Origin of the sequence: Novosphingobium sp. SL115, from assembly GCF_026672515.1 — a bacterium.
Classification (GTDB): Bacteria; Pseudomonadota; Alphaproteobacteria; order Sphingomonadales; family Sphingomonadaceae; genus Novosphingobium.
In genome coordinates this window covers 2,013,462-2,039,105 of record NZ_JAPPRG010000002.1, presented here as the reverse complement: position 1 = coordinate 2,039,105, position 25,644 = coordinate 2,013,462, and the positions used below count along the sequence as shown (strand labels likewise).

Below are 25,644 nucleotides of genomic sequence, written 5' to 3'. Positions count from 1 at the left end.
GGTGAAACGTCTGCTTTCGATTTCGACGCTGTATCCGGCACCGGGCCGCAGCGGCTTTGGCCGGTTTGTGTCGCGACAGATGGATGCGCTGGCTGCACGGGGCGATTGGGAGGTGACGGTGGTAAACCCCATTGGCCTGCCGCCGGTGCGCATGGTGCGCTATGCCAGTCTGGAAGCGATCCCGAAGGTGGAAACGCAAGGGCAAATTACCGTGCATCATCCCCGGTTCACGCTGCTTCCGGGCCTTTCGGGCGCGATCAATCCGTGGCTGATAGCGCGGGCGGTGTTGCCATTGGCGCAACGGCTTCATGCTGAACAGCCGTTCGACATGGTGGATGCGCAATTTTTCTATCCCGACGGGCCAGCCGCAGCAAAAATTGCCAAGACGCTTGGCCTTCCACTGGCAATCAAGGCGCGCGGATCGGACATTCACCTGTGGGGTGAGCGCGGGTCAGCCCGAAAGCAGATGCTGGAGGCAAGCCGGCAAGCGGTGGCGCTGCTGGCGGTATCGCGGGCACTGACGCGCGACATGGTCGCATTGGGCATGCCGGAAGACCGGATGACGGTGCACTATACCGGGCTTGATCGCGCACGGTTTCAGCCGCTGGAGCGCGATGCTGCACGCCAGTTGATTTCAGCCCTGCCCGCGTTGCAGGTGCCGCCCGATGGACAGTTGCTGTTGTGCGTGGGCGCGCTGCTGGCGATCAAGGGGCAGGCGCTGGCAATCCGGGCATTGCCGTTATTGCCAGACGATGTGCGGCTGGCGATTGCCGGAACGGGCGCGGACGAACCTGTGCTGAAAGCGCTGGTAGCCAGCCTTGGGCTGGAGACGCGGGTGCAGTTTCTGGGCACTGTGGAACATGACGTGCTGCCGCACCTGCTATGTGCAGCCGATGCCATGGTGCTGCCGTCTGAACGCGAAGGGCTGGCCAATGCATGGATCGAGGCACTGGCCTGCGGAACGCCGGTAGTGATCCCCGATGTGGGCGGCGCGCGCGAAGTGGTGCAAAGCGCCAGTGCAGGCCGGATTGTTGCGCGAACGCCAGAAGCGATTGCAGCGGGTGTGGCTGATTTGCTGACAAATCCCCCCAGTCAGGCCGATGTGGCGAGCAATGCGGAACGGTTCAGCTGGGACGCCAATGCGACGGCGCTGGCGGATATATATGAAAAAGCGACGGCGAAGCATTAAAGCTTCACCGTCGCTTTTCAATTTCTGCCCTGTTCCAGCGCTGGCGTGCCTCGACTTCGCTCGACACGAACGCAACGAGCCTTGCGCCTACGCGCCTTCGCGGGCCAATCGTTCCTGCTTTTCCAGCGCGGTTTCGGTTGGGACAAAGCTGTTGGGGTTGACCTTCAGCCAGATCAGGATGGGCGCGGCCATGTAGATCGAGCTGTAAGTGCCGACGAAGATACCGAGCGTGATGGCAGCGGTGAAACCGAAGATCACGTCAGGACCAAGCAGCAGAAGCGCAAGCAACGTGATCAGCATCGACAGCGAGGTGACGATGGTGCGTGCCAGTGTTTCGTTGACCGAAAGATCGAGCAGTTCAGGCATCGGCATCTTGCGGAACTTCTTCATGTTCTCGCGGATGCGATCATAGACCACGATCGTATCGTTCAGCGAATAGCCGATTAGCGTAAGCAGCGCTGCGACGATGTTGAGGTCGAACTCCATACCGGTGATGGCAAACAGCCCCAGCGTAAGCGACACGTCATGGATGAGCGCGAACAGCGCGCCGACCCCGAACTGCCATTCGAACCGCAGCCAGATATAGGCCGCGACCGCCAGCGAGGCGAGGCCAAGCGCCTTGAACGCATCCCAGCCAAGCTCCTTGGACACCTTGCCCGAAACCGAATCGACCCCGTCGATGCGAGCATCGGCATGGTTGGTCTTGATCTCTGCCGTGATTGTTCGGGCCATCTTGTCGGCAAGCGCCGCATCATGGTCGGCCCCTTCCGGCAGCTTCATGCGGATCGAGATTTCGTTGGGCTTGCCGTAGCGCTGGATGATGGGTTCGCCATACCCCAGCTTGCCCACCTGTTCGCGCAATTCGCCAACAGGCGCTTCGGCGCTACGTTCAAAGGTGACACGGATCATCTGGCCGCCAATGAAATCGACGCCCAAATTCAGTCCCTTAGTCAGCACCAGCCCCCACGACGCAGCGATCAGGATCATGCTGACGATGTAGAAAGGCAGGCGCCACTTGAGGAAGTGGATGTTGGTATCGTCGGGAACGAGTTTGAGGAGTTTCATGGTTTCAAGTCCCCTCTTACAGGTTCAGGTCGGCAGGGCGCGCACGGCGCAGCCACTGGGCAACCCACAGGCGGGTCAGCGTGACGGCGGTAAAGACCGAGGTGGCGATACCGATCATCAGAACGACCGCGAAGCCCTTTACCGGGCCGGAGCCGAACGCGAACATCAGCACAGCGGCAATGACGTTGGTGATATTGGCATCGAAAATGGCGCGGCTGGCTTCCTTGTAGCCCATTTCGACCGCCGCCACGACCTTGCGACCGCGATGACGTTCTTCACGGATACGTTCGTTGATGAGCACGTTGGCATCGACCGCTGCACCGATGGTCAACACGAAGCCGGCAATGCCCGGTAGCGTCAGTGTGGTGCCGATAATGCCCATGATGCCAAGGATCATCAGCACGTTGATGACCACGGCAAGGTTCGCATAGACGCCGAAGCGGCCATAAGTTGCCAGAATGAACACGATCAGCGCCAGCGTACCGACGCCCATGGCGATCATGCCCTTGCGGATCGAATCTGCGCCGAGATCAGGCCCGACGGTGCGTTCTTCAACGACCTTGAGATCTACCGGAAGGGCACCCGAACGCAGCGAGATGGCAAGCTGGTTGGCGCTGTCGGTGGTGAAGCTGCCGGAAATGGCCGCGCTGCCGCCAAGGATCGGTTCGTTGATGGTGGGCGCGGATAGCACCTTGCCATCAAGGATGATCGCAAACTGCTTGCCCACATTCTGCGTGGTCAGCTTGGCAAACTTGGTCCCGCCTTCTGTGTTGAAGGTGATGTTGACGACCGGTTCGTTGGTCTGCTGATTGTTGGTCTGCTGCGCGTTGGTCAGCTGATCGCCGCGAATGCCGCCAAGACGTTTGACCGCAATCGAAGGCACACCGCCGCCCGCAGCCGGGCTGGAGAACGGTACGATTTCGCTGCCCGGAGGAGCGATGCCCTGCGCCACATCAGATGGCAGGGCCGAAGTATCGACCAGCTTGAATTCCAGCTTTGCGGTCTGGCCCAGCAGGTTTTTTAGAGCCTGCGGATCTTGCAGGCCAGGCACCTGCACCACGATGCGGGTGGGACCGGAACGGATGATCGTCGGCTCTTTGGTACCCAGCGCGTCAATACGCTTGCGCACCACTTCGACCGCAGTATCCATCGCCTGGGTCACGGCCTGATCGATACCGGCATCAGTCGGCTTAAGCACGAAGCGATTGCCATCGACCACGTTGATCTCCCAATCGCGCTGGCCGGTAAGGCCTGCACCATTGGTGAGCGGCAGAATGGCTTCGCGTGCGGCATCAACCTGTGTGGTATCGGCCACGATGAAGGTGAGCGCGCCATCACGGTTGGAAATGTCGCTGATGCGGATGCCTTTTCCATCTTGCTTCAGCTTGTTGCGAACCGATTCTTCCATGCCTTCGATGCGCTGTTTGCGCACCTGCGACGGATCGGCTTCGAGCAGGATGTGGCTGCCGCCCGCAAGATCAAGCCCCAGGTTGATCTTGGGCGCGGGCAGTGCAGATGGCCACGACAGGCCCATGGTGGAGGTGAGCGAGGGAACGGCGGCGGCAACGCAGACCAGCGTTATCAGCCAGAGCCAGATCACCTTCCAGCGCGGAAATTCGAGCATGGGCAGTCAGCTTTCGGGAAAGGAATCAGTCGTTGGCGGGCGTTGCGCCAACCGGCGGCACGACGTCGCCAATGGTGGAACGCACGGCCTTCACCTTAACATTGGGACCAAGTTCCAGTTCGACGTAGTGATCGTCGATCTTCAGCACCTTGCCGACAAGGCCGCCAGCCGTAACGACCATGTCGTTCTTCTTCAGCCCGGCGATCTTGGCACGGTGCTCCTTCTGTTGCCGCATTTGCGGGCGCAGGATCAGGAACCAGAAGATGAAGCCCATGGCGACAAGCGGCAGGAAGCTCATCCATGCGGGCGGCTGCCCGGCATTGGCGGCGGCGGCAGAGAGTGTCGTCAGCATCATGGGTCCGTTTCTGGGATCGCGTCAGTGATATTGCAACCGTTGGGCCATGCGCTTTTTTCATCGCACCCGGCCCCGGTGCATGCATGAGCGCGGCGGTTAGCAGTTTGAACCAGCCAAGGCAATCAAAGGCACCTCCGCCCCTTGAGCGCAGCTTTGTGGATGAAGAGAACCTTTTGTCGAATCCGACGCTTGCCAAGCCCGAAAGCGGTGCCTATAGGCCGCCTCCACGGTCGGGACGTAGCGCAGCCTGGTAGCGCATCACACTGGGGGTGTGGGGGTCGGAGGTTCGAATCCTCTCGTCCCGACCAATTTTCGGGAAATCTGGAAAATCAGTACGGCAGGGCAGTTTGTCCTGCCTCTTTCGTGCGTGTGCGCCAGCGCAGGACGCCGGTGACGAACAGGATTGTCGGAGCGAGGCCGAACAGCACGAGGAACAGGCGCAGCGGCAAGCCGCCGATCGAACCGTCATGCAGCGGGTGCAGCCAGTTGTTGATGGTGGACGCCGCGCCGAAGCGGGTGCGGTCTTTCAGGCCGACGATCTGGCCGCTGAACTGATCGATGAAGACATAGCTGTGCGGGAAGCGGAACGAAGGATCGCCCGGTTGCTGGATGCGAACCATGTAGACGCCCTGTGCATCGCCCGGTGCCTCCACCCATGCCAGCCGGCCCTTGGGCATGGCGCGGTGGGCGATGTTCAAAGCGTGATCGATGGTGATGGGCAGGCGCGGTTGCGGGATGGATCGGGGCTTAGGTGTCTGGTCCAGCGGACCGAACAGGCTGACAAGCGTGGCGTCGCTTTGTTTGGGTAGCGACAGCATGACGCCAGTGAGCGTGAGCATGAATAGCACCGGCATGCTTACAAGCCCGGCAAGTTTGTGCAGATCATGCAGACGTCGCGACGGTGCGGCATTGCGTTTATAGCGCAGCGCCTTGACCCAGCTTCCGCGTGGCCACCATGCCCAAAACCCCGACAGAAGCAGCATGACCATACCAAGGCCAGTCCAGCCGACGACATCGCGGCCCACGTCTCCCATCTGAAACTGCATATGCAAATCGTATATCCACGTCATGGCATAAGTGCCCCATTCGGCTTCACGCAGGACGTGCGTGCCATCGGGGGTTAGCCAGACCATGATGCGCTGGCCGTGGTGGTCAGCCTTGGGCGGTTGGTAACGGGCGGCAAGCACGCCGGGTTTGCCAGTTCTTTCAAAACGCCACGCGCCGTTGCGTTGCGGCCATTGGCTGCGGACAGTGGCAAGCGCCCTGCCCCATACCGGCGATTTCCAGCCGGGAGTCGGTGGCGGGCTTTCAGCAATGACACTGGGGTTAAGCGCGGCGTCGATCTCCTGATAGAAGACCAGTGCCGACCCGGTGAGGCCCAGAAGTGCGAACAGCGCGCCAAGGCCAAGGCCCAGCCACAGATGAACTTTGCGGACGATGGATCTGGCGCGCTGCATCGGCTTAGAACCGCGTCGAGAGGGAGAGTTCGACGCTACGCGGTGCGCCGATGTAGATGTTGGTGGTGGGATAACCCGAATATTCGCCATAGAAGGCATCGGTCAGGTTACGGCCGCGCAGAGTGATGGTCGCCGTTTCCGCCAAGGCCCACGCGACAGCGGCATCGAACGTAGTGCGGCCATTGACGTGGATAGTGTTGGCGGTGTCTGTATAAAAACCTGAAACGTGGCGAGCAAAGCCGCTGAACGTCAAAGGTGTGCCCGGCACGGCATAGGCGACATAGGCATTGGCCGTAGTCGTGGGCGTATTGATCGGGCGATTGCCAGTGCGCACGGCACCGCCGGCCTCGATCAATTCATCATACTTGGCATCAACATAGCCAAAGCTGCCACCCGCCGAAAGCTGCGGGGTGATCGTGGCCCCAAGGCTGAATTCCACACCGAGCGAAGACTGCGTTCCACCCTGAACGGTAAGCGCCGGGTTGGCCGGATCGCGGGTGAGGATGTTGTCCTGCCGGATATGGTAGGCCGCGCCAGTCAGCGTGACATGCTGATCAAGCGCCGAAAGCTTGAACCCGCCTTCGACTGAACGGCCCTTGGTCAGACGAAAGCCGGTGTTGGTGATCGACTGCAACAACATCGAGGACACTGGCACCGTGGCAGTGGTGTATTGTGCGTAAAGCGTGAGGCCGCCGGTCAGATCATAGGTGGAACCAGCCCGCCACGAGAACGGTTTGTAGCGCGGATTAGCGCGTTGCACGGTGTTGGGGGTGACGTTGAAGTTGGTAACTGCGCGTTCAAGATCGATGTCATCATACCGCACACTGCCGACCAGCAACCACTTTGGCGTGAGGTTCAACGCGTCTTCGGCAAAGACCGAGATGGTGCGGAGCGTGGAATCAAAGTTGACGTTGCCCGAAGTATAGGCCCTGTTTGCGGTGGGGATGGTTCCCACGGCAGGGGTGTAGGGATCGACCCGCGCAACCGCACTGTTCGGTGCCGACTGACGCAGGCTGGCAAAGTCCGTTTGGTTGTATTCCGCGCCGATGGTCAGCCGATTGCGGAGGCCGCCAATAGTGGTGTCATTCGACAGTGCAGAACGCACATTCCAGAATTCATGGTCGTGATAAAACCGCTGCACCGTGCGCAGGAAGCTGCCATTGGCAAACCCGGTAGAGGGCGCGGCAAAGGTTTGTGTATCGCTGAGCACGAAGTCGCGCTTTGCCGTGTACCACGTAAGGTCGGTGCCCCATGTCCAGCCGCCGCCCAGCGCAAGATCGATACGCGAACGCAGGGTGGTTTCATCCGCGCTGGAATAGCTGCCCCTTGGGTTATAGTTGGCGCGACGAAGGGCCTTGTCGATGACCAGTCCGTTGGCACTTTGCAGAATGTCGCTGGCATCCTTGGCAACGGTAGATGAAACCAGCGGCACCCCCTGATAAGTGCCATCATAGCGATCGTCGAAATGATCGACAGCGATCAGGATCGACAGCGAGTCCAAAGGTTTGAACAGCACACTGGCGGTCAGCCCGCTGGACCGGGTGTGGTTGTCATCCACGTCATAGAGGCTGTCGGAACGCATATTGCTGGCATCGGCGCGGATTGCCACGGTATCTGACAGTTGCAGGTTGACCCCGCCAGCTGCGGTGATGGTGTTGAAGCTGCCATAGCTGAACAGCGTTTCCATGTGGGTGCCATCGAACGTAGGCTTGCGTGTGACCTTGTTGATGACACCACCCAGCGCACCTTCGCCAAACAAGACCGAGGCCGGGCCTTTGATGACCTCGATCCGGTCAAAGTGCCAGGTGTTGGTATCGCGCTGAACCACGGTTGAAGTGGACACGCGCACGCCATCCTGAAGGATGGAAACGACATTGCCGGAAAAACCGCGCATCATCACCGCAGCGGGATTGCCCGGCACATTACCCGAAATTGCACCGGGAATATCGGCGAAAGCTTCGCGCGCGGTGCGCAGGCCGCGAAACTGGATGTCGGCCTGGGTGATGGTCTGGACCGTGGCCGGCGTTTCACGCGCACTCAGGCCAAGCCGGCTGCCCGTGGTGGTTTCAGCATCAAGCTGCAGCGGGTCACGCTGACCGATGACAAGAATATCGTTTGCGGAAGGTGCATCGGCTTCGTCGGCAAAGGCGATGCCGGGCACGGTGATGAGAGCTGCAGCAAGCGCAAGCGTGGACACGAATTTCATGGGTAATCCCGTACTGTCGGAAGAGAGTTATCGCGGGGACGACTGACAGGGCCGCAGAAAACCGGGCGCGCAGAACGCGCGACTCAAACGATCACATGCGGCCTTTCAAGCCAGTCAGTCTTTCAGGCGAGAACCGGAGGGCCGCGCAGCGGCGGACGCAGATAGCGTGAGCGGCCGGGCCGCGAAGGCCGGACCGGCGCAAAGCCAAGCGCCATGATGAAGACAAGCGCCAGTGCGAGCAGCGCGATGTCTGCCCCGGCCAGCGAGAACAGCGATAGCGAGGCAAACGGGCATTCGCCTTTGGCCGCCTTTGCACCTTCACCACCGGAAGACTCGCCGGTTCCTGCTTTCATCGCCACGACAATCTGCTTTGTCGCGTGGGCGCCCAACGCATCGGCGCAAATCTGGACTGTCAGGATCTTTGACCCGACTGCCGGCATGTATCCAGCCGGCACCACGATTTTCATGCACAGCGCCGCCATGACCACCACCAAGGCCAGAACGCGATTATGCAGCAAAAAGGCGCGGATCACCGACATGGGTGCGCCCACTAGGCAGCGCATGGATAATTGTCATGCGGTTTTGCTGCTACAACCACAAATCGCGGCTGGAATGGCGCGGCCGGGAACGAAACTTGACACCCGGATTATTGACAGGGTGGATTACCGGTTTGAAAAGGCTGGCGGTTTCAACGCCTTCGCCCGGCGACAAAAGCCGCCATTCGGGATTCGCTCTCTCGATTGCGCAGACTGATGGATTCCTTTGCGAAGAATTCCTTTTTTGGAGCACTCCCCATGCGAAAAACTTTTGCCCTTGCCATCGCCCTGTCGATGGGCACCGGCGCAACCGCTGCCTTGGCGCAAGCCCCTGCACCTGCAGCCGCTCCGGTGCCTGCTGCATTCACCCTGCCTGCACTGCCTTATGCGTTCGATGCACTGGAACCGGCCATTGATGCGCAGACCATGACGATCCATCATGGCAAGCACCATCAGGCTTATGTCGATACGCTGAACAAGGCCGTTGCAGCAGACCCGTCGTTGAAAGGCCAGTCGCTGGAACAGCTTATCGCCAAGGCCGGAACGCTGCCGCCAGTGGTGCGCAACAACGCAGGTGGGCACTGGAACCACAGCTTCTTTTGGCAGAGCATGGCCGCACCCGCGAATACTGGTGCGCCATCGGCGGAACTGGCGGCTGCGATAACCGCATCGTTCGGATCGATGGATGCGTTCAAGGCCGCATTCAAGGCAGCGGGCACCGGGCGGTTCGGATCAGGCTGGGTCTGGCTCATCATCAATGCCGAGGGCAAGCTGGCAATCACATCGACGCCCAATCAAGACAATCCGCTGATGGATGTGGCCGAAACCAAGGGCATGCCGATCCTTGGCAACGACATGTGGGAACACGCCTATTACCTGAAGTACCAGAACCGCCGTGCGGACTATCTGGATGGCTGGTGGCAGGTGGTAAACTGGCAGACCGTTTCGAAGCGCTTTGCCGCGGCGACCGCCAAGCACAAGTAAGGTGTCGTTCAGGCATTCGGCGTGCGTTTTTCGCGCGCCGAATGCCTTGGACAGCGGCCTTGGCGCATAGGCTGCCATTTACGAATCCATTTTCCTACACAAACCGATATGGTTATCTGATTGCGCGTCTTTCACTGGATAAGGGACGCGAATGCCATGTCATTTCTTGAAGCGCTGATTTCGCCCGTTTCCGCCATCATCGACAAGGTGATCCCCGACAAGGAAGCCCGTGACCGGGCCAAGCTGGAACTACTGCGGCTGGAAGGCACGCAGGAACTGGAACAGTTGCGCACGCGCATGTCGGCCATTGTCACCGAAGCTTCGTCTACTGACCCCTGGACCAGCCGCGCACGGCCCGGCTTTCTTTATGTGATGTACGTGATGATCCTGTGGGCCTTGCCGATGGGTGTGATCGCCGCGTTCCGTCCGGCAGCCGCGCAAGATATCGCGGCGGGCATCAATGCTTATCTGGGAGGGTTGCCCGAACCGCTCTATGCGCTGTTTGGCACGGGATATCTTGGTTATACCGTAGCCCGGCAGTGGGGCAAGGCCAAGGGCAGCGACAGGTAGGATTTGAGCCGTAGCGGCAAGCTTGGTTAGTTTCTGGTAACTTCCCCATGTTATGACCGCCGCATGATGAGGTCGTGCAACACCACTCCCGATCAACGGAACAGCGTTCGCAGGATGGCAACTTTCCTTGCCACCTGCGCACTGTTTCCTGCTTTGCTGCTGACCGCTGGATGCAGTTCGCCCGAAGATCGCGAAATCGCCGAAAGGCTGGCCAAGATCGAATCCACGGCAAAGGCCGCGGATGAGCGATCGCGCAAGGCGCTGTCGATGGCCGCGGCGGGCGGCGGACAATCAGCGCCTCAGCCGCCTCCGATGATCGAGGGCGAAAATCCGGAAGGCGACAACGAGACTGCGCCAGTGGAAGACGTGATCTTCAATGGCGAAGTTGAAGATGGCCAGCAAAGCGACGGCGATCCTACGGTGCCGCCGCCGCCGCCCATCGCACCTGGAGGCTGACCTGCACCACCGTTCCCGAAACAGGCGAATCCAAGCAGACTTGCACAAGCAATGTGACTGGCTATCAGGGCGGCCAAGCCAGACTTGCTTTCGGGAACGACAATGACAGACACCGCGCAACCGCATTCTGACCTGCAGGATACCACAGTGTTCGTGCTGAACGGACCGAACCTTAACCTGCTGGGACTGCGCGAACCGACGATTTATGGATCCCAGACGCTGGACGATATCGCCGGTATGCTGGAAGACCGGGGCCAGGAACTGGGCCTTGAGATCGACATGCGCCAGTCGAATCATGAAGGCCATCTGGTGGACTGGCTGCACGAAGCACAGGCGGTGGGGGCCAAGGCCGTGTTGTTGAACGCAGGGGCCTATACCCACACATCGGTTGCGCTGCATGATGCGATCAAAGCCATCAAGGTGCCGGTGATCGAGGTTCACCTGTCAAATCCGCACACGCGCGAGGCTTTTCGGCATCATTCCTATGTCGGCATGGCAGCCAAAGGCACGGTAGCCGGGTTTGGCGCAAACAGCTATATCGTCGCACTGGATGCCGTTTCGCGGCTCTGAACGAGCAAGAAACAGGCGTTTTTCCACCCTTCAGGCCCGCCACCCCTTGCCAGCTTGTCAGCAGGAGGGCATGGCGCGTGGCCTGACTTTATTACCCGCGAGGAACTATAAATGGGGCACGACCGCGGCGAGAAGGCCGAAACCATGGCAATCGACGGCAAGCTGGTGCGCGAACTGGCTGAGCTGCTTGCTGAAACCGGCCTCTCCGAAATCGAAGTAGAAGACGGCGAACGCAAAATCCGCGTTGCCCGCCAATTGACTGCAGCGCCTGTTGCACAAGTGGCCGTTGCCGCACCGGCACCAGTTGCAGCGCCTGCTGCTGCTGCACCTGTGGCCGCGCCGGTTGATAATCACGCTGATGCTGTGAAATCACCCATGGTCGGCACGGTCTATCTGGCGGCTGAACCGGGCGCGCCGAACTTTGCGTCGGTCGGGCAGACGGTGAAGGCCGGTGACACCCTGCTGATTATCGAAGCGATGAAGGTGATGAACCCGATCATCGCGCCAGCCGCTGGCGTGGTGAAAGCTATTCTCGTCGAGAACGCGCAGCCGGTCGAATTCGACCAGCCGCTGGTCGTGATCGCGTAAAGGACCGCTGATGGCCATCAAGCGCCTGCTGATCGCCAATCGCGGCGAAATCGCGCTGCGCATACATCGCGCCGCACATGAAATGGGCATCGAAACGGTGGCCGTTCATTCCACCGCCGATGCCGATGCAATGCATGTGCGGCTGGCCGACCATGCCGTGTGCATTGGCCCGCCCGCCGCAAAGGACAGCTACCTCAACGTCGCGGCGATCATTTCGGCAGCGGAAATCACCCACGCCGATGCGATCCATCCGGGCTATGGCTTCCTTTCGGAAAACGCCAAGTTTGCCGAGATCGTCGAAGCGCATGACATTACGTGGATCGGCCCAAAGCCGGAACACATCCGCACCATGGGCGACAAAGTAGAAGCCAAGCGCACCGCTGGCGCGCTGGGTCTGCCGCTGGTGCCAGGTTCGGACGGCGCGGTTTCCGAGATCGAGGATGCCCGGAAGATCGCCGAAGACATCGGCTATCCGGTCATCATCAAGGCCGCGTCGGGCGGCGGTGGACGCGGCATGAAAGTGTGCAACGGCCCCGACGATCTTGAAACACTGATGCAGCAGGCCGGGAGCGAGGCGAAGGCCGCGTTTGGCGATGCGACCGTTTATATCGAGAAGTATCTCGGCAATCCGCGGCACATCGAATTCCAGATCTTTGGCGATGGCAATGGCAATGCCATCCATCTGGGCGAACGCGACTGTTCGTTGCAGCGCCGCCACCAGAAGGTTCTGGAAGAAGCGCCATCGCCGGTCATTTCGGCGCAAGAGCGTGATCGCATGGGCGGCATCGTGGCCAAGGCCATGGCCGACATGGGCTATCGCGGTGCAGGCACGATTGAATTCCTTTGGGAAAACGGTGAGTTCTATTTCATCGAAATGAACACCCGTTTGCAGGTCGAACATCCGGTGACCGAAGCGATCACCGGGGTCGATCTGGTGCGCGAACAGATCCGCATTGCCGATGGCAAGCCGTTGTCGGTCAAGCAGGACGAGATCGAGTTCAAAGGCCACGCGATCGAGTGCCGTATCAACGCGGAAGACCCGTTCACGTTTGCGCCCTCGCCCGGTCTGGTGAAAAGCTATCACGCTGCTGGCGGCATGCATGTGCGTGTCGATTCAGGGCTGTATGCCGGATACAAGATCCCGCCTTACTATGACTCGATGATCGCCAAGCTGATCGTCTATGGTCGCACCCGCGAAGGCTGCATCATGCGGCTGAAGCGCGCGCTTTCCGAAATGGTGATCGAAGGCCCCAAGACATCGATCCCGCTACACCAGCGCCTGCTGAACCAACCGGACTTCCTGAGCGGCGATTATACGATCAAGTGGCTGGAAGAATGGATGGCCAAGGACGCCTGATCCGTTCGTTCGACAAACAGGAAAGCCCCTGCATTCGCGGGGCTTTTTTGTGGTCAGCCGCGCGGTTTCCACGTCACCACCCGCCAGACATAAGCGATCAGGACAATGACCAGTGTACCTGTAGCGACCGGGCCTGTGTACTTTTCAAGGTCGCTGAAATTTCGGCCGAGATAGAAACCTGCGCCCGCCAGAACAAGATTCCAGATGGCTGCCCCTGCAAAAGTGAACAGCAGGAACCGCAGATGTCCCATGCGCGTCAAGCCGGCGGGCAGCGAGATCATCGTGCGCATGAACGGGGCAAAGCGGACAGCAAATACCACCCATTGCCCATGGCTGCGAAAAAAGCGGACGATGGCTTCCACGTCGTCCCATTCCACGGTCAGCCAGCGGCCAAAACGGGTGACGAACGGGCGCAGCCGTTCATATCCCAGCGTTCGCCCTAGCAGATACCAGCAATAATTACCCAGCGTGGAGCCCACTGTGCCTGACAGCATCAACGGCCAGAATTCCATCCGCCCACGCGCGACGGCAACGCCACCAAGGCCCATGATGACCTCGGACGGGATCGGCGGAAAGACGTTCTCGATGACCATCAGAAAGGCGATGCCCCAATAGCCGCCGCCTTCGATCAGGTGGGTTATCCAGTCATTCATGCAATATGTAACGCTTCCCGGCGGTCAAAGGCTCCCACATCCCGGCAAAGGAATGTTCGTTCAATGCCGACTGAGGCCCCGTCTGCACGGGGGCGCGGATGTATTGCCGGGTTACAGTCGCCCTTCGATGGCGTTCCAGATCATGCCTGCAGTATCGGTGCCATTGAACTTGTCGATGGCCACGATGCCGGTGGGCGACGTCACGTTGATTTCTGTCAGCCACTGGCCACCAATCACATCAATACCGACGAAAATCAGACCAAGCCGCTTGAGTTCTGGTCCCAACGCAGCGCAGATTTCCTGTTCCTGCGAGGTCAGTTCGGTCTTCTCGGCATAACCGCCAACGGCGAGGTTTGAACGAAATTCACCCTCGCCCGGTTTGCGGTTGATGGCACCTGCCACTTCGCCATCGACCAGCACGATGCGTTTGTCACCCTTGGCCACTTCGGGAAGGAAAGCCTGCACCATGTGCGGTTCGGGCCAGGTCTGATTGAACACTTCAAACAGCGCGCCAAGATTTTCGCCTTCTTCCGAAACGCGGAAAATGGCCTTGCCACCGTTGCCGTGGATCGGCTTGATGACAATGGCCCCGTGCTTTTTCTGGAAGCTGCGCACTTCCTCGACCGACCGGGTGACCAGTGTCGGCGGCATGAACCGGCGGTAATCGAGCACCATGACCTTTTCCGGCGCATTGCGGACACTGCGCGGGTTGTTCACCACCAGCGTCTCGCTCTCGATCCGTTCGAGCAGGTGGGTGGCGGTGATATAGCCCATGTCGAACGGCGGATCCTGCCGCATTAGCACCACGTCGATATCGCGGCCAAGGTCGAGCCTGCGCTTCTCCCCGGCCGTGTAGTGATCGCCCGCCACGCGCTGCACCGTTACCGGGGTTGCGTGGGCGATCAGCCGGTCATTTTCATCCAGACTGAGCGCGCCGACGTCGTAATGGTAAATTTCATGGCCCCGCGCCTGCGCCGAAAGCATCAGGGCAAAGCTGGAATCTCCTGCGATATTAATCGATTGGAGCGGGTCCATCTGGACCGCGACGCGAAGGGTCATGGCTATGCTCTGCCTCAGGGGTTTCTCTCATGCGGGCCTTAAAGCCGATTTATCGCCTGTGCGACCATTTTCGCGCTGCGCCAAAGGGGCGCCACACCGAAATTTCCTTGAGGAGCCTTTGATGCGCAAACTGTTCACTGTCGCCGCCGCCGGTATCGCTGTTCTCGGCTGGTCGGCCCAGGGCATCGCCAATCCCGATCCGCACCCCACACAGGCCCCCAAGGATGGTCAGCACAAGGACGAACATCACGACGGCGACCACAAGGGTGACCACAAGGACGATCATCATGGCGGCGAGCACAAGGAAGAGCACAAGCCTGCCCACTGATTAGCTCCTGACCCTACGCGCCGGGTTGCCACGCATTGGCGATCCGGCGCGGCCAGCGCCACGGCGCAATCAGGATCACGTCGATCCGCATGGTATCACCGTCATGCACATGCCGCGCTGCAATCGCCTGCGCCGCACGTGCCACCCGCCGCAACCGCGCAGCGTCAATCGCGGTATCGAGCGCTGCGGCATCGCGCCGCCATTTGACCTCCACAAAAGCTACCGTGCGGCCACGACGGGCGACCAGATCGACCTCTCCCACCGCAAGCTTCACCCGCTGCGCCACAATGCGCCAGCCCTGAAGCCGCAGCCACCACGCGGCAAACGCTTCGCCACGCCGCCCGCGCCGCTCAGCCTCGACCCGGCCCAGCTTGCGGCTCACCCTTTCAGTTCGCCATTGATTTCAAGCGCGCGTGCATAAAGCGTCTTGCGATCAAGCCCGTGCGCCTTGGCCACTTTGCCAGCGGCCTGCGAGGTGGACATTTCGGCCAGCGCGGCACGCAATTCTGCCTCGATCACATCGTCTTCGGGCGCGACTGGCGGACCGGGCGGACCAATCAGCAGGACGATTTCACCCCTTGGCGGATGAGCGGTGTAATGTTCGGCAAGGTCTTGCGCCGTGCCGCTGCGGCATTCTTCATGCAACTTGGTCAGTTCACGCGCCACGGCAACTTCACGCCCCGGCAGGCACCGCGCGATGGCATCCAGCGACGCGACAAGGCGCGGGCCGGTATCATAAAACACAAGTGTTGCCGGAACTGCTGCCAGTTCGGCCAGAACATCCCCGCGCGCCTTGTCCTTGGCCGGAAGAAAGCCTGCGAACATGAAACGGTCGGTTGGCAGGCCAGCCATCGAAAGCGCGGTCACTAGCGCGCTGGGACCGGGAATAGATGTTACAACAATGCCCCGCGCCCGCGCATCGCGCACCAACCGATACCCCGGATCAGAAATCAGCGGGGTGCCAGCATCCGAAACCAGCACTACGGCTTTTTCCGCCATTTCGGACAGCAATGCTTCGCGCGCGACATCGCTGGCGTGATCGTCATACCGACGCAGAGGTTTGTGCAGTCCCAGCAGATTCAGTAACTTGCCAGTGACCCGCGTATCTTCACAGGCAACCAGCGCACAGCGATCAAGCGTTTCAACCGCGCGACGGGTGATGTCACCAAGATTGCCAATTGGGGTGGCAACTATATAGAGGCCTGCATCAAGTGGGCCGGGTTCCATCAAGGGTGCTTCCATGCCCTTCCCATGGACCGGGTAGCGTTGACCGACAAGAGGGTGTGCCGAGAATGAACATGGGGCATATGGGTGTTCGAGCCGAAAATGGCCCCGTCCGGTCACGCCGGGCAGCAATGCGCGGCATTGTCAGGCTTTCGGTCGCCGGAACGCTGGCCCTGCTGGCAGGCTGCACGGTCATTCCCAAAGGGCCGGTAGGCCCGACGCCGGAACCGACCGACAAAGCACCCGATGCCAATGTCCTGCCGACCGACGCAGGCCGCCACCGCATCGCGCTGCTGGTACCGATGAGCGGGACGAACGCCGCCGTGGGCCAATCCATTGCCAATGCCGCCACCATGGCGCTGCTGGACACCAATGCCGCCAATCTGCGCATCACGACGTATGATACCGCTGCTGGCGCAGGTGTGGCCGCATCAAAAGCGATTGCCGATGGCAACAAGCTGATCCTTGGCCCGCTGCTGTCGGATGACGTGGTACTGGTGTCGAACGTGGCCCGCACGGCCAAAGTGCCGATGATTACATATTCGAACGACAGCGCAGTTGCGTCGCGCGATGTGTTCGTGATGGGACAGGCTCCGGGCCAGTCGATTGCCCGCGTGCTGGGCTTTGCCAAGGCCAAGGGCATCAAATCGGTCGCGGCGATTATCCCGACCGGCGACTATGGCCAGCGCGCGGTGGCGGGGCTGACCGCTGCGGCACGCGGCGAAGGCATCACGGTGGCTTCCGTCGAAAGCTACGACAGGGGCAATACTTCGGTCGCCAGCGCCGTGCGCCGCGCCAAGGACAAAGGAAAATTCGACGCCCTGCTGATTGCCGACGGTAGCCGTATTGCCCTGCAGGCCGGGCCGCTGGCAGGTAAGGGTGTGAAGGTTCTGGGCACTGAATTGTGGAGCGGTGAAGCCGTTCTGGCGCGCACACCAGCCATGCGCGGTGCGTGGTTCGCAACCGTTTCCGACGGGCGGTTCGGCCAGTTTGAAACCTCTTATCGCACCCGCTTTGGCGCTGTGCCATCACGGCTGGCGACGATGGGCTATGACAGCGTGCTGCTGACGTTGAATGTGGCGCGCACATGGAAGGCGGGCACCACTTTCCCCACCGCCAAGCTCTATGATCCGCAAGGCTTTATCGGGCTGGACGGAGTGTTCCGGTTTACCGCATCGGGCATGGCCGAGCGAGCGATGGAAGTGCGTGAAGTGGGCGCTGGCACTTTCACAACCGTCAGCCCTGCGCCGGCAAAGTTCCAGTAAGCGGTAATTTCGCCGGATAAGGCGGTGCTTTGGCTTGCGCGGGGATTCGCCCGTGTTCTATACCCGTTCGCATGTCCGACGATCTTTTCGACAAGGCTCCCGCCACTAGCTCCGCCGAAAGCTATGATGGTTCCGCAATCGAGGTTCTGGAAGGCCTTGAACCGGTCCGTCGCCGCCCCGGCATGTATATTGGCGGAACCGACGAACGCGCACTGCACCACCTTGCCGCCGAAGTTCTCGACAATGCGATGGACGAAGCGGTGGCGGGCCATGCCAACCGCATCGAAGTTTTTCTGGAAGAAGAAGCCGGGTCTGCGGGGCGATTGTCGATATCCGACAACGGTCGCGGGATTCCGGTGGATGAACACCCGAAATATCCGGGCAAATCCGCGCTGGAAGTGATCCTGACCACGCTGCATTCCGGCGGCAAGTTTTCAGGAAAAGCCTATGCCACCAGCGGCGGCCTGCATGGTGTCGGCGTGTCGGTGGTCAACGCACTGTCCACCCTCACCCGCGTCGAAGTGGCGCGCAACAAGGAGCTTTACGCGCAGGAGTTCTCGCGCGGCCTTCCCACGACAAAGCTGGAAAAGATCGGCAACGCGCCCAACCGGCGCGGCACGCAGGTTACTTTCGTGCCCGATGCCGAAATCTTTGGTGCGGATGCAAAGTTCAAGCCTGCACGGCTGTTCCGGCTGGTCCGGTCGAAAGCATACCTGTTCGCTGGCGTTGAAATCCGCTGGAAATGTGCAGCCTCGCTGGTCAGCGATGATGTGCCTGCCGAAGCCGTGTTCCAGTTTCCCGGCGGTCTGGCCGACCATCTGGCCGAACAGGTTTCAGGCCGTGAATGCGTTACCAGCGTGCCGTTCGCGGGTCGTCAGGACTTTCCCCTTGGTCCCAATGGCGAGGAAATGGGCCGCGTGGAATGGGCGATTGCCTGGCCACTGTGGTCCGATGGATCGTATAGCTGGTACTGCAACACCATCCCCACACCCGATGGTGGCACCCATGAACAAGGCCTGCGCGCCGCGCTGACCAAGGGCATCCGCGCCTTCGCCGATCTGATCGGCCAGAAAAAGGCCAAGGACATTGCACCCGAAGACATGATTACCGGCAGCGAAATCATGCTGTCGGTCTTCGTCCGCGATCCGCAGTTTCAAAGCCAGACCAAAGACCGCCTGACCTCACCCGAAGCTGCACGCATGGTCGAAGCAGCGGTGCGCGATCACTTCGACCATTTCCTGACCGACAATATGGAGCGCGGCAAAGCATTGCTGGGCGCGGTGATGGAGCGGATGGACGACCGCCTGCGCCGCAAGGCAGAGCGCGAGGTCAAGCGCAAGACCGCCACCAATGCCCGCAAGCTGCGCCTGCCCGGCAAGCTGACGGACTGTTCCGGCGAAGGCAGCGGCGAAACCGAATTATTCATCGTAGAAGGCGATTCGGCAGGCGGCAGCGCCAAGCAGGCACGCGACCGCAAGACGCAGGCGATCCTGCCGATCCGCGGTAAAATCCTGAACGTGGCCAGCGCCACAGCGGACAAGATCCGCGCCAATCAGGAAATCGCCGACCTTGCGCTGGCCATGGGATGCGGCATGCGCAAGGACTGTAACCCGGACGCGCTGCGTTATGACCGCATCATCATCATGACTGACGCAGACGTCGATGGCGCACACATCGCCACGCTGCTGATGACGTTCTTCTTTCAGGAAATGCCGGACATCGTGCGGCGCGGTCACCTCTATCTGGCGCAGCCGCCGCTCTATCGCCTGACCAGCGGCAGCACGTCGGCCTATGCCCGCGACGATGCCCACCGCGCCGAACTGGAAGCGACCAGGTTCAAGGGCAAGAAGGTGGAAGTTTCCCGCTTCAAGGGCCTTGGCGAAATGAACCCGCAGCAGTTACGCGAAACCACCATGTCGCCCGCCAGCCGCGGCCTGATCCGCATTACCCTGCCGCCAGAATACGAAGGCCGCGCTGCGGTAAAGGAACTGGTCGACCGCCTGATGGGGCGTGATCCAGCCCACCGATTCATGTTCATCCAGAACCGCGCGGGTGAAATCGATCCGGAACTGATTGATGCCTAACCCTCTTCGCGTTCAGCCTTCTTCGATCTGAAATCGAACCGTATCCGTACCCATTCGCCCACTTGCGCTTTACCGTTGATGCGTGGCGGGCGAACGAGGAATTGCCAGGATGCCTGGCGAAGCGCGCGGGCGAGGCCTGAGCCGCGGGGGGATTCGTCGAGTTCCTGACAGTCTTCGACGTGGTATTTGTCTATCGTGCGGCAGGCAATCATCGCCCAATCGCCTGCCGTCCGACGAGCAGGCATATAAGGACCGATTTCCGCATCGGTGGGTTCGCGATACCACTGCGCATTATAGAGACGGACGCCGCCCGGCCCTTCGCCTGCGCCTTCCCCTGCACCGCCAGCCTTGGCACCAGCGTCGCCACCTGCGGGCTGCCGCTTCATCTTCCCGATATCAGTGGCGGCATAATCGCTACGGCTTAATTGGATAAAGCCTTCCGGCCACTGGACTTTGCCGGGCACCGAAACGGGTGGAGGTGCGGTTACCGCTGGCGCAGAAACAGGCTTTGCCTGAGCATTGTCAGACTTCTGCTGCTTTTGCTGTTCAGGAGCCTTATCCTCCCCCTTTTCGCCTTCTTCGGAGACTGTAATCGCCACCAATCGCGAACCTTCGCCGCCGCCAAAGCCGGTAATCGCCCCCATTCGCAGCATGACCAGAAAGACCAGAACCACCGTAACGACAGCCAGCACGAAGGATACCATCCGTTCGCGTGGAGACGCCCGATAGCCGTCAATTGGCGCAGAACTGGGGATCATCCACATCGCTTCGCGCCCTATCGCGGTCTGTGCCGGACAGCAATCATCCCGCGCCATGTCCACTGGCTGAATGACATTTCGATACATGCCTTCATCGTTACTGACGCCTGCGTCATCAAAGCACCCCATTCCTGACGCATTCGTCAGAAAATCAGCCTTAGCTGACACTGAAGTCATAAACGCACAGGCTTGCGCAATCCTTCTTGCGTGGCGCAAATCTGCGCCTTATCGCTTAACCGTACGATTAATCAGACGGGAACCGCCGATGCGCTTTGAAGGCACCAGCAACTATGTCGCAACAGACGATCTGAAGGTCGCGGTCAACGCTGCGGTGCTTCTGCGCCGCCCGCTGCTGGTAAAGGGTGAACCCGGCACCGGCAAGACGGTGTTGGCCCACGAAATTGCCAAAGCGGTGGGCGCGCCGCTTATCGAATGGAACGTGAAATCAACGACCAAGGCGCAGCAGGGCCTTTACGAATACGATGCGGTTGCCCGCCTGCGCGATGGGCAACTGGGCGATGAGCGTGTTCACGACATCGGCAACTACATCAAGAAAGGCAAGCTGTGGGAAGCCTTTACCGCCCCGCAATTGCCGGTTCTGCTGATCGATGAAATCGACAAGGCCGATATCGAGTTTCCCAACGACCTGTTGCAGGAACTCGACCGGATGAGCTTTGACGTTTACGAAACGCAGCAGCGGATCGAGGCGCAAGAGCGCCCGATCGTGGTCATCACGTCGAACAATGAAAAGGAACTGCCCGACGCTTTCCTGCGCCGCTGTTTCTTCCACTACATCAAGTTCCCCGACCGGGAGACGATGCAAGCGATCATCGACGTTCACTTCCCCGGCATCCAGAAGACGCTGGTGGCCAAGGCCATGGAGGTCTTTTATGATATCCGGGAAGTGCCGGGCCTGAAGAAGAAGCCTTCGACCAGCGAACTGCTCGATTGGCTAAAACTACTGCTGAACGAAGATATGCCGCTAGACGTGCTGCAGAACCGTGACCCGACCAAGGCGATTCCGCCGTTGCACGGGGCGCTGTTGAAGAACGAACAGGACATCATGCTGTTTGAAAAGCTGGCCTTCATGGCCCGGCGGCCGGGGAGCTGATCCCCGGCGCCGTCAGCACCAACTCAATCGCGCGGGCCGAGCTTTTCAAGTTCGACCTGCGCGAACATGGCTTTGACCGCAGAGCGTTCGTTGATCTGTTCGATCCAGCGCAGCAGATGCGGCGTGTCAGCCTTGTTCACCAGTTCCGCAAAGCCGAACTGCATGCCATTGGCGATGGCGAAGTTGCAGATGTCGGCCAGTGTGTATTGACCCGGCACCAGCCATTCGTGATCGGCCAGATGGTCATCCAGCTTGCGGACGGAGTAGGCGATCTTGCGCATTTCCTCGTCCAGCATGTCCTGCGGGAAGCCGTCACGGGCGCGGCGCCACTTCACCTGTTGTTCGATTACCGGAATGGCCTTTACCTTTTCCTCGAATTCAGCGTCGGACAGGCTTTTGACCATGTTGCCGACATAGCGGTGCCAGCCGATGGTGGAGACGCACCAGCAGAAATATTCGTCCACCCACTTGGTCCACACCCGCATTTGCGCGCGGCCAAAACTGTCGGCGGGACGCAGCGAAACCTCGGTGGGGTATTCGTCTTCAAGGTATTCGCAGATCACGGTGGATTCGGTGACGACCTTATCGCCATCGACCAACGCGGGAACTTGTCCACGCGGGTTGATGGCCTTGAACCATTCGGTGTGATGTTCGAACTTGGCCGGGTCCAGCCGGTGCTTCTCGACGTCCAGCCCCTTTTCGAATACCGTCAAAAGCGGCTTCATCGAGTTGGCGGCGGGACCGAAGGAGTAGAGCTTGAGCGTCATGGTTTTATCCTCTCCGTTTGGATGCACCATAAACAATTGTATGTAACACTAACAATACCCAATCGACGGCAACCCGTTCGGAGACTGCACTGATGTCGTATAGCGGAGAATGTGCGTGTGGATCTGTCAGGCTGAAAGTATCGGGCGATCCGCTTGGCACGCGCCAATGCTGGTGCCGCCAGTGCCAGAAGATCGCGGCAGGTGGCCCCACGCACAACGCCATATTCAAGGCAGAAGACGTTGAGATTACGGGCGTTCTGGCCGAGAATGGCTGGACAGCCGCCAGTGGCAATACGCTGACTTTCCACTTCTGCCCATCATGCGGCACGCAGGTCTTTGGCCAAAGCTCTGCCCGAATGCACCTTAAGACCGTGCGGTTCGGAATGCTGGGGGCAGATTCAGGGCTGGCTCCGCAGATGATTATCTGGACCGATGATGCGCCAGCGTGGGCACAGTTCGATCCCGCGCTGGAACGCTGGCCGCAACAGCCGCCTGCGCCACCGCCCGCAGATGCCGATTGATCTGGATTCTAGCTAAGCTGGATTCTAGCTGACATTGAAACAATCCTGCCCGGAGCGTTTGAGCGAGGCGCACATTGCGTAGGCTTCAGGTGCGCTGGCGCGCAACCGCCAGTAGCGGCGCGACCCGACAACGGCAGAAACCACGTCTTTGCGGAATCCGGCAAGTTCAGGATGCAGGGATACAAGGCTTTGCCAACGCGCCTCAGCCTCTGCCGCGCTGAGCGCTGCGGCGAGCTGGATCGTTTGCCCCCTGCCCGCAAACTGTGGCGAGGAGGGAGCAGGCGACGGCACAGCGACCGGCGGGATTGCAGCGGCAAGTGCGGCCGGGCGGCCCGACTGCGCGTTCAATGCCAGCGTCATCGCAACCGTTTCCGAACCGGTTGCCTCATTGGTCACTACAACCGTTGTCGTAGCGGCCCGCGTCAATGCGAACAGGGATTTGGCAAAGCCATAGGGCAGCCGAATGCATCCGTGAGAGGCGGGATAGCCCGGGAGGCGTCCAGCATGAATCGCAACCCCTCCCCACGTCAGCCGCTGCATGAAAGGCATCGGCGCATTGCTGTAAAGGTTGGAGCGATGGTAGGTCTTCTTTTGCAGGATCGGGAATACGCCTGCCGGTGTGGAATGGCCGCGCTTACCGGTCGACACCGGAGATGACGCCCAAAGCTTTCCGTTGTGGAAGACATGCATCTTCTGCGATGCCTTGCTAACCACAATCAACACACCCGATTGCAGAACCTGATCCACTGGTGGCGGACCTGCCGGCTTTGGCAGCGGCACCAACAACTGCAGGGCAGGCGATGTCGGAGCAAGCACTTGCGCTTCGGCCCGTTCTGCCCGGCCCAGAAATAGGCCGCCAGGCACAACAGCGATCATGAGCAGAGCAAGAAGAGCGACTGCGCCAAGAGCGCCCGCAACGCGAGTCCCGACAGTGCGTTTCCCGACACCGCGATTCATCGTTAACGCCCCTTAACCATAGGGTGCAATTCTTAGCTTCGCGTCGCGCCTACTCAACCGCAAATTAGCCCATTGCGGTCGCACGGGATTGATTGCGTGCAGGGCTTGCCCTCGAAGTCCGCAGCGCTTAATCATGCGATTAAGGCATAGGAGCGGCATTTTCGTGTTTTTCAACTTCGTCGATGAACTGCGCGCCGCCGGAATTCCGGCCAGCTTCAAAGAGCATCTCGTGCTGCTGGAAGCGCTGGAGAAGGACGTGATCGAACAGACGCCTGAAGCGTTCTATTACCTGTCGCGCGCTACGTTCGTGAAGGATGAAGGCCTGCTCGACCGGTTCGATCAGGTGTTCAACAAAGTCTTCAAAGGGCTGCTGACCGATTATGGCCAGCGACCGGTCGACATTCCCGAAGACTGGTTGAAAGCGGTGGCCGAAAAGTTCCTTTCCGACGAGGAAATGGAGAAGATCAAGGCGCTGGGTTCGTGGGACGAGATCATGGAGACGCTGAAAAAGCGTCTGGAAGAACAGGAAAAGCGCCACCAAGGCGGCAACAAGTGGATCGGCACTGGCGGCACCAGCCCGTTCGGCAATTCTGGCTATAACCCCGAAGGCGTGCGGATCGGCGGAGAAAGCCGCCACAAGCGCGCGGTGAAGGTGTGGGAAAAGCGCGAGTTCCAGAATCTGGACAACACCAAGGAACTGGGCACTCGCAACATCAAGATTGCGCTGCGCCGGCTACGCCGTTTTGCCCGCGAAGGCGCTGCGGACGAGCTTGATCTGGACGGCACGATCGAAGGCACCGCGCGACAGGGTTGGCTCGACATCAAGATGCGCCCGGAAAAGCGTAATGCGGTTAAATTGCTGCTTTTCCTTGACGTCGGCGGATCAATGGACCCGTTCATCAAGCTGGTGGAAGAGTTGTTCAGCGCGGCGACCGCTGAATTCAAGAACATGGAGTTCTACTACTTCCACAACTGCCTGTACGAAGGCGTGTGGAAGGACAACAAGCGCCGCTGGTCTGACCGCACCAAAACGTGGGATATCCTCCACAAATTCGGCCACGATTACAAAGTGGTATTTGTGGGGGATGCCGCTATGAGCCCCTATGAAATCAGCCATCCGGGTGGCAGCGTTGAACATTTCAACGAAGAAGCAGGCGCGGTGTGGATGCACCGCGTGGCGCAAACCTACCCGGCCACGGTATGGCTTAACCCCGTGCCCGAAAAGCAGTGGACCTATTCCCAATCGACCAAGATGATGAAGGATCTGATCGGCGGCAGCATGTATCCGCTAACGCTGGAAGGACTGGACGGAGCGATGCGGGAATTGACCCGCAAGAAGCATTAGGCTGCGGGGACTGCGGGATGGCAACATGGGGGAGCGTTGTGAACAAATGCCCTCACTCCGATAGCAACGAAAAGGCCAACTGGCTGTCAATTCAGCCAGTTGGCTTCATGCCGCTGGCGCACGACCATTCCTGCAACAGAAAGCGGGAGACGATGCGTGATGACCGAACAACCAACCGCGCGGGCCTTGGTCGAACAATGGTATGGTAGCCTGCAAAAAATGGACATCGATCGCTTTGCCGCAACGCTAAGCGACGATTTCATCAACAACGTCGTGGGTCGCACGCCGATATCAGGCCGCAGCACCAGCAAGAAGCAGTTATTCGACGAAATTTTTCCGCGCGTGATGGAAAATCTCGATCCGGCCACGGTCAATCTGGCACGCCGCTGGCGGATCATGGCAGTGGATGGCTGCATCGTGGTCGGCATGATGGAAGGCGGCGCGATGACCCTTGATGGCACGCCTTACGAACAACAATACTGCCAGATCTTTCGTGTTGAGGACGGGCTTATCGCAGAGATCTGGGAGTTCTTTGACACTGTGCAGTGTGAAGCACGACTGTTCCGCAAACCGATGGACGTCGGCGCACAGCCTGTTGCTCCTCTGCGTTTCTAA

Annotated in this window: 27 protein-coding genes and 1 tRNA gene; 15 read left to right on the top strand and 13 right to left on the bottom strand. The window is 60.0% G+C overall.

Going from position 1 to position 25,644, the window contains the following annotated elements; translation table 11 throughout:
• Nucleotide 1: 1 nt before the first annotated feature.
• Complete coding sequence (locus tag OVA07_RS11400; RefSeq protein WP_268171534.1) at nucleotides 2-1,189, top strand: glycosyltransferase; 1,188 nt, start codon at nucleotides 2-4, stop codon at nucleotides 1,187-1,189.
• Nucleotides 1,190-1,276: 87 nt separating this feature from the next.
• Here OVA07_RS11400 and secF read toward each other — a convergent pair whose 3' ends face one another.
• From secF to yajC, 3 genes are read right to left on the bottom strand one after another with little or no spacing between them, the layout of a single operon-like run.
• Nucleotides 1,277-2,254 carry a protein translocase subunit SecF gene (gene secF / locus OVA07_RS11395; RefSeq protein WP_268171533.1) on the bottom strand — a complete coding sequence of 326 codons (978 nt, stop codon included), beginning with the start codon at nucleotides 2,252-2,254 and terminating at the stop codon, nucleotides 1,277-1,279.
• A 16-nt stretch (nucleotides 2,255-2,270) separates the two neighbouring features.
• Entirely contained in the window at nucleotides 2,271-3,878 is a 1,608-nt protein-coding gene (gene secD, locus OVA07_RS11390) for a protein translocase subunit SecD (protein WP_268171532.1), read from the bottom strand.
• Between the two features lie 25 nt (nucleotides 3,879-3,903).
• Entirely contained in the window at nucleotides 3,904-4,233 is a 330-nt protein-coding gene (gene yajC, locus OVA07_RS11385) for a preprotein translocase subunit YajC (RefSeq protein ID WP_268171531.1), read from the bottom strand.
• Between the two features lie 231 nt (nucleotides 4,234-4,464).
• Between yajC and OVA07_RS11380 the strand changes: the two genes are divergently transcribed.
• Nucleotides 4,465-4,541, top strand: a tRNA-Pro gene (locus tag OVA07_RS11380).
• A gap of 21 nt (nucleotides 4,542-4,562) precedes the next feature.
• Here the strand turns inward: OVA07_RS11380 and OVA07_RS11375 are convergent.
• The 3 genes from OVA07_RS11375 to OVA07_RS11365 all read right to left on the bottom strand — a co-directional run bounded on the left by OVA07_RS11375 (nucleotide 4,563) and on the right by OVA07_RS11365 (nucleotide 8,435).
• Nucleotides 4,563-5,690, bottom strand: a complete 1,128-nt coding sequence (locus OVA07_RS11375; protein WP_268171530.1) for a PepSY-associated TM helix domain-containing protein — start codon at nucleotides 5,688-5,690, stop codon at nucleotides 4,563-4,565.
• Between the two features lie 4 nt (nucleotides 5,691-5,694).
• Nucleotides 5,695-7,896, bottom strand: a complete 2,202-nt coding sequence (locus OVA07_RS11370; RefSeq protein WP_268171529.1) for a TonB-dependent receptor — start codon at nucleotides 7,894-7,896, stop codon at nucleotides 5,695-5,697.
• Nucleotides 7,897-8,018: 122 nt separating this feature from the next.
• Nucleotides 8,019-8,435: a hypothetical protein gene (locus OVA07_RS11365; RefSeq protein WP_268171527.1), complete on the bottom strand. Its 417-nt coding sequence runs from the start codon at nucleotides 8,433-8,435 to the stop codon at nucleotides 8,019-8,021.
• Between the two features lie 255 nt (nucleotides 8,436-8,690).
• On the opposite strand from OVA07_RS11365, the gene OVA07_RS11360 reads away from it, so the two are divergent.
• The 6 genes from OVA07_RS11360 to accC all read left to right on the top strand — a co-directional run bounded on the left by OVA07_RS11360 (nucleotide 8,691) and on the right by accC (nucleotide 12,957).
• Nucleotides 8,691-9,416 carry a superoxide dismutase gene (locus OVA07_RS11360; protein WP_268171526.1) on the top strand — a complete coding sequence of 242 codons (726 nt, stop codon included), beginning with the start codon at nucleotides 8,691-8,693 and terminating at the stop codon, nucleotides 9,414-9,416.
• Nucleotides 9,417-9,572: 156 nt separating this feature from the next.
• Nucleotides 9,573-9,986 (top strand): holin family protein, encoded by a 414-nt coding sequence (locus OVA07_RS11355; RefSeq protein ID WP_268171525.1) that lies wholly within the window; start codon nucleotides 9,573-9,575, stop codon nucleotides 9,984-9,986.
• 114 nt (nucleotides 9,987-10,100) lie between these two features.
• Nucleotides 10,101-10,442, top strand: coding sequence for a hypothetical protein (locus OVA07_RS11350; protein WP_268171524.1), 342 nt, complete (start codon nucleotides 10,101-10,103; stop codon nucleotides 10,440-10,442).
• Nucleotides 10,443-10,544: 102 nt separating this feature from the next.
• Entirely contained in the window at nucleotides 10,545-11,012 is a 468-nt protein-coding gene (aroQ, locus tag OVA07_RS11345; protein WP_268171523.1) for a type II 3-dehydroquinate dehydratase, read from the top strand.
• 111 nt (nucleotides 11,013-11,123) lie between these two features.
• Nucleotides 11,124-11,600, top strand: a complete 477-nt coding sequence (gene accB, locus OVA07_RS11340; RefSeq protein WP_268171522.1) for an acetyl-CoA carboxylase biotin carboxyl carrier protein — start codon at nucleotides 11,124-11,126, stop codon at nucleotides 11,598-11,600.
• A 10-nt stretch (nucleotides 11,601-11,610) separates the two neighbouring features.
• Nucleotides 11,611-12,957 (top strand): acetyl-CoA carboxylase biotin carboxylase subunit, encoded by a 1,347-nt coding sequence (gene accC / locus OVA07_RS11335; RefSeq protein ID WP_268171521.1) that lies wholly within the window; start codon nucleotides 11,611-11,613, stop codon nucleotides 12,955-12,957.
• Nucleotides 12,958-13,010: 53 nt separating this feature from the next.
• Here accC and OVA07_RS11330 read toward each other — a convergent pair whose 3' ends face one another.
• A complete protein-coding gene (locus tag OVA07_RS11330) occupies nucleotides 13,011-13,610 on the bottom strand; it encodes a DedA family protein (RefSeq protein ID WP_268171520.1) in 600 nt (199 codons plus the stop codon).
• A gap of 111 nt (nucleotides 13,611-13,721) precedes the next feature.
• Complete coding sequence (gshB, locus tag OVA07_RS11325; RefSeq protein WP_268171519.1) at nucleotides 13,722-14,669, bottom strand: glutathione synthase; 948 nt, start codon at nucleotides 14,667-14,669, stop codon at nucleotides 13,722-13,724.
• 121 nt (nucleotides 14,670-14,790) lie between these two features.
• Here gshB and OVA07_RS11320 point away from each other — a divergent pair, with 121 nt between their 5' ends.
• Nucleotides 14,791-14,997 carry a hypothetical protein gene (locus OVA07_RS11320; RefSeq protein ID WP_268171518.1) on the top strand — a complete coding sequence of 69 codons (207 nt, stop codon included), beginning with the start codon at nucleotides 14,791-14,793 and terminating at the stop codon, nucleotides 14,995-14,997.
• Nucleotides 14,998-15,010: 13 nt separating this feature from the next.
• Here OVA07_RS11320 and OVA07_RS11315 read toward each other — a convergent pair whose 3' ends face one another.
• Together OVA07_RS11315 and rsmI are read right to left on the bottom strand one after the other, a co-directional pair.
• Nucleotides 15,011-15,379: a YraN family protein gene (locus OVA07_RS11315; RefSeq protein WP_442789645.1), complete on the bottom strand. Its 369-nt coding sequence runs from the start codon at nucleotides 15,377-15,379 to the stop codon at nucleotides 15,011-15,013.
• On the bottom strand, nucleotides 15,376-16,239 hold the full coding sequence (gene rsmI, locus OVA07_RS11310; protein WP_268171517.1) for a 16S rRNA (cytidine(1402)-2'-O)-methyltransferase: 864 nt from the start codon (nucleotides 16,237-16,239) through the stop codon (nucleotides 15,376-15,378). The genes OVA07_RS11315 and rsmI overlap by 4 nt, the downstream gene beginning before the upstream one ends.
• A gap of 50 nt (nucleotides 16,240-16,289) precedes the next feature.
• On the opposite strand from rsmI, the gene OVA07_RS11305 reads away from it, so the two are divergent.
• Both OVA07_RS11305 and OVA07_RS11300 read left to right on the top strand, forming a co-directional pair.
• Complete coding sequence (locus OVA07_RS11305; protein WP_326493123.1) at nucleotides 16,290-17,486, top strand: penicillin-binding protein activator; 1,197 nt, start codon at nucleotides 16,290-16,292, stop codon at nucleotides 17,484-17,486.
• Nucleotides 17,487-17,557: 71 nt separating this feature from the next.
• Nucleotides 17,558-19,570, top strand: a complete 2,013-nt coding sequence (locus tag OVA07_RS11300) for a DNA topoisomerase IV subunit B (RefSeq protein ID WP_268171516.1) — start codon at nucleotides 17,558-17,560, stop codon at nucleotides 19,568-19,570.
• Here OVA07_RS11300 and OVA07_RS11295 read toward each other — a convergent pair.
• A complete protein-coding gene (locus OVA07_RS11295; RefSeq protein ID WP_268171515.1) occupies nucleotides 19,567-20,457 on the bottom strand; it encodes a hypothetical protein in 891 nt (296 codons plus the stop codon). The genes OVA07_RS11300 and OVA07_RS11295 overlap by 4 nt on opposite strands.
• A 136-nt stretch (nucleotides 20,458-20,593) precedes the next feature.
• On the opposite strand from OVA07_RS11295, the gene OVA07_RS11290 reads away from it, so the two are divergent.
• Nucleotides 20,594-21,439: an AAA family ATPase gene (locus OVA07_RS11290; RefSeq protein WP_268171514.1), complete on the top strand. Its 846-nt coding sequence runs from the start codon at nucleotides 20,594-20,596 to the stop codon at nucleotides 21,437-21,439.
• 23 nt (nucleotides 21,440-21,462) lie between these two features.
• On the opposite strand, the gene OVA07_RS11285 is transcribed toward OVA07_RS11290, so the two are convergent.
• Nucleotides 21,463-22,206 carry a glutathione S-transferase family protein gene (locus OVA07_RS11285; RefSeq protein ID WP_268171513.1) on the bottom strand — a complete coding sequence of 248 codons (744 nt, stop codon included), beginning with the start codon at nucleotides 22,204-22,206 and terminating at the stop codon, nucleotides 21,463-21,465.
• A gap of 92 nt (nucleotides 22,207-22,298) precedes the next feature.
• Between OVA07_RS11285 and OVA07_RS11280 the strand changes: the two genes are divergently transcribed.
• The gene (locus OVA07_RS11280; RefSeq protein WP_268171512.1) at nucleotides 22,299-22,727 is read left to right on the top strand and encodes a GFA family protein; all 429 of its coding nucleotides are present in this window, start codon (nucleotides 22,299-22,301) and stop codon (nucleotides 22,725-22,727) included.
• A 24-nt stretch (nucleotides 22,728-22,751) separates the two neighbouring features.
• Here the strand turns inward: OVA07_RS11280 and OVA07_RS11275 are convergent, their stop codons facing one another.
• Nucleotides 22,752-23,603, bottom strand: coding sequence for a L,D-transpeptidase family protein (locus OVA07_RS11275; protein WP_268171511.1), 852 nt, complete (start codon nucleotides 23,601-23,603; stop codon nucleotides 22,752-22,754).
• A gap of 244 nt (nucleotides 23,604-23,847) precedes the next feature.
• Between OVA07_RS11275 and OVA07_RS11270 the strand changes: the two genes are divergently transcribed.
• Nucleotides 23,848-25,029, top strand: a complete 1,182-nt coding sequence (locus OVA07_RS11270) for a vWA domain-containing protein (RefSeq protein ID WP_268171510.1) — start codon at nucleotides 23,848-23,850, stop codon at nucleotides 25,027-25,029.
• Between the two features lie 159 nt (nucleotides 25,030-25,188).
• The gene (locus OVA07_RS11265; protein ID WP_268171509.1) at nucleotides 25,189-25,644 is read left to right on the top strand and encodes a nuclear transport factor 2 family protein; all 456 of its coding nucleotides are present in this window, start codon (nucleotides 25,189-25,191) and stop codon (nucleotides 25,642-25,644) included.